This window comes from Pseudomonas sp. XP2, from assembly GCF_053557975.1.
On the sequence record NZ_JBNRIK010000039.1, the window covers coordinates 25763 to 32954 of the forward strand.

Annotated in this window: 6 protein-coding genes; 5 read left to right on the forward strand and 1 reads right to left on the reverse strand. The window is 61.2% G+C overall.

What is annotated here, in order from left to right:
• Positions 1-768 (forward strand): tetratricopeptide repeat protein, encoded by a 768-nt coding sequence (locus ACK1VC_RS27170; RefSeq protein ID WP_016484988.1) that lies wholly within the window; start codon positions 1-3, stop codon positions 766-768.
• Between the two features lie 169 nt (positions 769-937).
• Positions 938-1354, forward strand: coding sequence for a hypothetical protein (locus ACK1VC_RS27175; protein ID WP_054833427.1), 417 nt, complete (start codon positions 938-940; stop codon positions 1352-1354).
• 51 nt (positions 1355-1405) lie between these two features.
• Here ACK1VC_RS27175 and ACK1VC_RS27180 read toward each other — a convergent pair whose 3' ends face one another.
• The gene (locus ACK1VC_RS27180) at positions 1406-2569 is read right to left on the reverse strand and encodes a type III PLP-dependent enzyme (protein WP_012270610.1); all 1164 of its coding nucleotides are present in this window, start codon (positions 2567-2569) and stop codon (positions 1406-1408) included.
• A gap of 494 nt (positions 2570-3063) precedes the next feature.
• On the opposite strand from ACK1VC_RS27180, the gene ACK1VC_RS27185 reads away from it, so the two are divergent.
• The 3 genes from ACK1VC_RS27185 (at position 3064) to ACK1VC_RS27195 (ending at position 7081) form a co-directional block, all read left to right on the forward strand.
• A complete protein-coding gene (locus ACK1VC_RS27185) occupies positions 3064-3561 on the forward strand; it encodes a sigma-70 family RNA polymerase sigma factor (protein ID WP_016484990.1) in 498 nt (165 codons plus the stop codon).
• Positions 3562-3581: 20 nt separating this feature from the next.
• Positions 3582-4544, forward strand: coding sequence for a FecR family protein (locus ACK1VC_RS27190; RefSeq protein ID WP_024717614.1), 963 nt, complete (start codon positions 3582-3584; stop codon positions 4542-4544).
• Between the two features lie 107 nt (positions 4545-4651).
• Positions 4652-7081 carry a TonB-dependent siderophore receptor gene (locus ACK1VC_RS27195; RefSeq protein ID WP_024717615.1) on the forward strand — a complete coding sequence of 810 codons (2430 nt, stop codon included), beginning with the start codon at positions 4652-4654 and terminating at the stop codon, positions 7079-7081.
• Positions 7082-7192: the final 111 nt, after the last annotated feature.

Below are 7192 nucleotides of genomic sequence, written 5' to 3' on the forward strand. Positions count from 1 at the left end.
GTGTCTTACCAATTGCGGCGTGAAGAAGCGGTGGATGTCGCCGGCCTCAAGGCCATGCTCGAACACAGCCCCGGCCAAGCCGCCCAGGCGATCCTGGCGGCCGCCGGGCAGGGCGTGGTCGAGGCGCAGTTGCTGCTCGGGCAGATCCTGCTCGACGGGCGTGGCATCGAGGCGGATGAGGCCGTGGCGCGGCGCTGGTTCGGTATCGCCGCCCAGGGCGGCAGTGCCATGGCGCACAACATGCTTGGCCGGTGCCTGGAACATGGTTGGGGTGGCGATCAGGATGTGGCCCAGGCAGCCATTCACTATGCGCGCGCGGCCGATGTCGGTCTGGACTGGGGCCTTTACAACTTAGGCAACCTGTTGGCCACGGGGCGTGGGGTGCCGGCCAACCAGGCCCAGGCCCTGCTCTGTTACGAGAAGGCCGCGCAGATGGGCCATGCCAAGTCGATGAACCTGTACGGGCGCTATCTTGAGCTCGGCATTGCCACGGCGGCGGGCCCCGCGCGGGCCGTGCGCTGGTATCGGCGCTCGGCGCAGGCGGGAGACTTTCGTGGGATGTTCAGCCTCGCGACGGTGCTGCTCGAGCGAGGGCAGGCTGCTGAGGCCGAGCCTTGGCTGGCGCGTGCACGAAAGGAGGGCAATGTGAACTTCCTCAAGAGCGCACTGGCCACACTCCAGACTGGCGGGGCACCGATGGCAGCCTATGTGCAAGCCTATGCCGAAGAACTGCAGCAACGAGTTGCCGAGGAAACGTCCACAGCTTAGAGACATGCCTGCGCTTCGATAATCTCCTCGCCCTCAATCAAAACGTAGTGCGGGCGGGGGGATGAATGGTATGACAGCAATAAACTTGGACACTTCTTTTACAGCCCAGCTGGACTGTCTTAATTGGGGCACGTCGATCAAGCCCGTAATGATCATCGAGAGTGCGTTCATGGACATGGCCGATTCTGGCTGGCTGTGCCTGCCTGAATCCTTCGATACAGTAAATACGACGCCGGTGACGCTGCGCTTCGATTTCATCGAGCGACGGGATAACCGTCGGCATTATCGGGTTACCTGCGTTACAGAGGGCTCGCACTACTTCGGGCGGCAAATGGATTCCAGTCTCAATCGATTTCTTGGTTTCTACCGATCAGTGTCCGACGATGTGTTCTGGAAGATCGAGGAGATTGGTGTGCATGGGGAAGGGGAGAACGCTCGTCCCGCATTCATTTTGCGAGATCGCCTGGGGTATACCGTGAAGATCAAAACCCACGGCCCGGGGCTCAGCCTCATTGCCTATCTGAGCACTCATAGTGTCACGAGCGATGAGGTGCACTTTACGTTGGCCGATTACAAGCCTCTGTGATGTACGGGGTATCGCTGCAGATAGAACGGGGCCTTGCGGCCCCGTTGTGCATTACAGGTAGTAAGCCTTCAGCGGCGGGAAGCCGTTGAATTCCACCGCGCTGTAGCTGGTGGTGTAGGCACCGGTCGACAGCCAGTACAGGCGGTCACCGATGGCCAGGTTCAGCGGCAGGCCGTATTTGTAGTTTTCGTACATGATGTCGGCACTGTCGCAGGTCGGGCCGGCGATGACGACTTCTTCGGCTTCGCCTTTCTTTTCGGTCCAGATCGGGAACTTGATGGCTTCGTCCATGGTTTCGATCAGGCCAGAAAACTTGCCCACGTCGGTGTAGATCCAGCGCTCGACGGCAGTGCGCGATTTGCGCGCCACCAGCACCACTTCGCTGACCAGGATACCGGCGTTGGCAATCAGCGAACGGCCTGGCTCCAGGATGATTTCCGGCAGCTCGTCACCAAAGTCTTCCTTGAGGAAGCGGATGATTTCTTCGGCGTAGGTTTCCAGGCTGTTGGTACGGGTGATGTAGTTGGCCGGGAAGCCGCCACCCATGTTGATCAGCTTCAGCTCGATGCCGTCTTCTTCCTTCAGGCGCTCGAAGATCACTTTGACCTTGGCGATGGCGGCGTCCCACACGCTGATGTCGCGCTGCTGCGAGCCCACGTGGAAGGAGATGCCGTAAGGCACCAGGCCCAGGTCACGCGCGAGGATCAGCAGGTCCATGGCCATGTCGGTCTGGCAGCCGAATTTACGGGACAGTGGCCAGTCGGCAGTGGTGGAGCCTTCAGTCAGGATACGCACGTACACTTTCGAACCCGGTGCGGCCTTGGCAATATTGCGCAGGTCGGCTTCCGAGTCGGTGGCGTACAGGCGCACGCCCTTCTCGTAGAAGTAGCGGATGTCCTTGGACTTCTTGATGGTGTTGCCGTAGCTGATGCGGTCAGCGCTGACGCCGCGGTCCATCACCTTGTCCAGCTCGTAGATCGAGGCGATGTCGAAGCTCGAACCTTTCTCTTTGAGCAGGTCGATGATTTCGACGGCAGGGTTGGCCTTGACGGCGTAGTAGACCTTGGCGAACTCGAAGCCCGCACGCAGGTCGTCATAGGCCTGGCTGATCATCTGGGTATCGATGAGTACGAACGGGGTTTCCTGCTTGTCGGCGAACGCCTTCATTTTCTGGAAGGTGTCACGCGCGAAATAATCTTCGACCTGGATCGACATGCTCAGGGACTCCATGGGCAAACTGAAAATTTAAGTGGCTGCAAACTGAACGTCCTCCGTATCCCCACTTTGGTTCGCCTACTCAGTACTTGAGCCGGATGGATCGTTTCCAGCATGGACGTTCGGCGCGCACTTTAGGGCGTGAAGAATGCAGAATCAACAGGCAATCCGGGCGTGATCGACCTGGCTCGACGACCAGCCATGTGAATAACCGACTCGTGTGACCGGCTGATGTTCCCTGCGATGTTTCAAGCGTTAAATATTGTGGAATACACCGTATTGGCGCTTTGGCGGGTGAAGCCGCTTCCATAGGGATTGTGGAATGCCTGCAGGCGCGGGTTCACCTGCCAATGGGCCTCAGGTGTTCATATTTATGGCCACATTTTCCTGGTACCCACGTACAGGAAATCCTCCATAAATTTTTTGTTACCGACTGGCGGATTTGCTGGTTTTGATGCGAAACATTACTATTCGCACCCTTATCCGCCTCCCTGATGACCCAGACCGTGTCCGGACACAAAGGCTTCCTCGATCATTATCATGAGCTGATCGGCACCTGGACGCGCAAACTGCGCAGTCGTCAGCAGGCCGAGGACCTCGCCCACGATGCCTTTGTCCGGGTATTGGAAAACCCGCGCGAGCAGGTCGAGCAGCCGCGCGCCTACCTGCACCAGACCGCACGCAACCTGGCCGTAGATGGCTTGCGCCGCGAAGACCGCCGCCAGGCGCTGGCGCTGGAAGCCATCGACAATGGCACCACCGGCAGCGATGACCCGGAGGCCTATGTGCATGCGCTGGAACTGGCCGACAGCGTCGAGCGGGCGCTGGCCGAGTTACCGCTGAACTGCCGCCAGGTGTTCATCTGGCAGAAGCTCGAGGGCCTGACCCAGGCCGAGATCGCCGAGCGCATGGGGTTGAGCAAGAACATGGTCGAAAAGTATATGATCCGCACGCTCCGGCATTTGCGTGAGCACCTGGATGTGTCGGCATGAAGCGTCAGGAGACCTTTTCGATGAAACAGCACGGTACTGATACCGTCCGCGAGCAGGCGGCCGCATGGTTTGCCCGCGTGCAGGATGCGCCTCGGGATGCCGGGCTGCAAAAACAGTTGCGCGCCTGGTTGGCCAGCGACGAGCGCCACCGTCAGGAGTACCAGCACCTCAGCCGTGTGTGGCAGGCCGCCAACTTCATTCCACGCCAACGCCTTGAAGCGTTGTGCCAACCGGACCGGGTGCAGCAGTTGCCACGTCGGCGCTTCATGCGTCAGGCCCTGGCCGCCAGTGTGGCGGTGTTGGCACTGGGGCTGGGCTGGGGCGGCTGGCACTATCAACAACTGAATCACCAAGCCAGCGTGCAGACTGCCTTCAATGAGCGCCGCCAGGTCGAATTGCCGGATGGCTCGCAACTGGAGCTCAATGGCAGTACACAGTTGCAGGTCGAGTTCAGCGCTGGCCAGCGGCATATCCGCCTGAATGCCGGCGAGGTGATGTTCAGCGTCGCCCACGACAGTGCCAGGCCGTTTGTGGTGGACACAGCTCAAGGCCGTGTGACCGTGACCGGTACCCGCTTTGATGTGCGTCTGGACCCGGCCAGTACCCGTGTCGCGGTAGAGCAGGGTTCGGTGCGTGTGCAGGGCAAGGGCGCCGCCCTGGCGCAGCTTGCGGCTGGCCAGGGTTCGCACATAGATGCACAAGGCGCGGTGACCGCCCCCTACGCAGTCAATACGGCTGCCGTCACAGCGTGGCGCCAGGGCAAGCTGGTGTTCGACAACGCCACCCTCGCCGAAGTGGTGGCCGAAGCATCGCGCTACCGTAGCCAGCCGTTGCGCGTTGCCCCCGGTAAAGTCGCCCAGATGCGCCTTTCGAGTACCTTCAGCACCGACGACACCGACGCACTGTTGCGGGCCTTGCCGAGCATCCTGCCGGTGGCCATCAAGGCCCATGAAGATGGCTCCCGCGAAATAATCGCGAAATAGATTCAGGTTTTTTTTCGCTCGTTCGTCTTCCTCGCCAGCTGCAACTGCCAAGCATTTCCATTTGCATGCAGTTGGCGTTTATTCCGCATTCAGGAAGTTTCGACGACGTGAACAACAACAAGCCTTTATTACGCTTGCGCGCCCTGTCGCTGGCCTTGGCGGTCAGCGCCGTGACCGTCAACAGCCAGGCCGCAGAGGCGGGCAAAACCCTCCAGATCCAGGCCCAACCGCTGGGTTCGGCACTGAACCAGCTCGGCCAGCAAACCAACCTGCAGCTGTTCTTCAGCCCCGAGCTGGTGGCGGGCAAACAGGCCCCGGCGGTGTCCGGCAACCTGGCGCCGGTGCAGGCGTTGCAACAGTTGCTGCAAGGCAGCGGGCTGACCTTCGAGATGTCCCAGGACACCGTGGTGGTAAAGCCGCTGCCGACGGCCCTCGACCTGGGCAGCGGCAGCCTGGAGCTGGCGCCCACCGACATCAAGGTGGTCGGTGACTGGTTGGGCGATGCCCAGCAAAGCGTGGTGCAGAACCACCCCGGCGCCCGCACCGTGGTGCGCCGCGAGGCAATGGTTGAGCAGGGCGCGATGAGCGTGCGCGACGTACTGCGTGGCATCCCGGGTGTACAGGTGCAGGACTCCAACGGTACCGGCGGCAGCGACCTGTCGCTGAACGTGGGCGTACGCGGCCTCACCTCGCGCCTGTCGCCACGCTCCACCGTATTGATCGACGGCATCCCGGCCGCCTTCGCGCCGTATGGCCAGCCACAGCTGTCGATGGCGCCGATTTCCTCAGGCAACCTGGACAGCATCGATGTGGTGCGTGGTGCCGGTTCGGTGCGCTATGGCCCGCAGAACGTGGGTGGGGTGATCAATTTCGTCACCCGGGCGATTCCGGAAAAGGCCTCGGCGGAACTGTCCACCACCCTTGAAACCTCCCAGCACGGCGGCTGGAAGCACACCGAGTCGGCCTTCGTCGGCGGCACGGCGGACAACGGCATGGGCGTGGCGCTGCTGTACACCGGGGTGAACGGCAACGGTTACCGTGAAAGCAATAATGGCAACGACATCGACGACGTCATCCTCAAGACCCACTGGGCGCCCACCGATGTCGATGAGTTCTGGCTCAACTTCCATTATTACGATGGCCGTGCCGACATGCCCGGCGGCCTGACCCAGGCGCAGTACGACAGCAACCCTTATCAGTCGCTGCGCGACTACGACTACTTCGCCGGCAGGCGCAAGGATGTGTCGTTCAAGTGGCAACGCCAGCTCGACGATGCCACCCAGTTCGAAGTACTGACGTATTACACCGACAGCTTCCGCGGCAGCGCCATCGCCTCGCGTGACATGAAGACCCTGTCCTCTTACCCGCGCAACTACCACACCTTCGCCATCGAGCCACGGGTGTCGCGCATCTTCTTTGCCGGCCCCACCACTCAGGAAGTCAGCGTGGGCTATCGCTACCTGAAGGAAGCGATGCGCGAACAGTCGACCCGCCTGGCGCTGATCGACAACGTGCCGACCGTGACCCCGACCTCTGACGGCCATGTGTTCCAGGACCGCAGCGGCGGCACCGAGGCCAGCGCGTACTACATCGACGACAAGATCGATGTGGGCAACTGGACCATCACGCCGGGCATCCGCTTCGAGCACATCAATACCGACTGGCGCGACCGCCCGGTGCTGGATGCCAACAACCGCCCGGTGGCGGAGAAGAAGCGCAGCATCACCAGTAACGAGCCACTGCCGGCCCTGAGCGTGATGTACCACATCTCCGACGCGTGGAAAGTGTTCGCCAACTACGAAACCTCGTTCGGGAGTTTGCAGTACTTCCAGCTGGGCCAAGGCGGTACTGGCAACAGCACGGCCAATGGCCTGGAGCCGGAAAAGGCCAAGACCTACGAAATCGGCACGCGTTATGACAATGGCGGTTTCGCGGGTGAACTGACCGCGTTCTACATCGACTTTGATGACGAACTGCAGTACATCAGCAACGACGTAGGCTGGACCAACCTCGGGGCGACCAAGCACCAGGGTATCGAGGCTTCGGTGCGTTATGACCTGGCTGGGCTGGACCCGCGCCTGGAAGGGCTTTCGGTGAATGGTGGTTACACCTTTACCCGGGCCACGTATGAAGGTGAAATCCCGGGCTTCAAGGGCCGTGACCTACCGTTCTATTCACGTCAGGTGGCCACCGCCGGCGTGCGTTACGCGGTTAACCGCTGGACCTGGAACCTGGACGCCTATGCCCAATCCAGGCAGCGCGCACCGGGGACCGGGATCAATGCCGATGGCAGCTTCAACGGCGACTACATCACCGAGCCGAGTGCGGATGGGCAGTATGGTGATATCCCGGGTTACGTGACCTGGCATGCCCGTGGCGGGTATGAGTTCGGGCCAGAGATGTCCAACCTGAAGCTGGCGGCGGGGGTGAAGAACCTGTTCGACAAGCAGTATTTCACCCGCTCCAGCGACAACAACGCCGGCCTCTATGTAGGTGAGCCGCGGACCTTTTATGTGCAGGCCAGCGTAGGGTTCTGACTGGAGATTGCTGGGGCCGCGTTGCGCCCCATTCGCGGGACAAGCCCGCTCCCACAGGTACAGCGCAAGTCTCAAGGCTTGCGCCGTACCTGTGGGAGCGGGCTTGTCCCG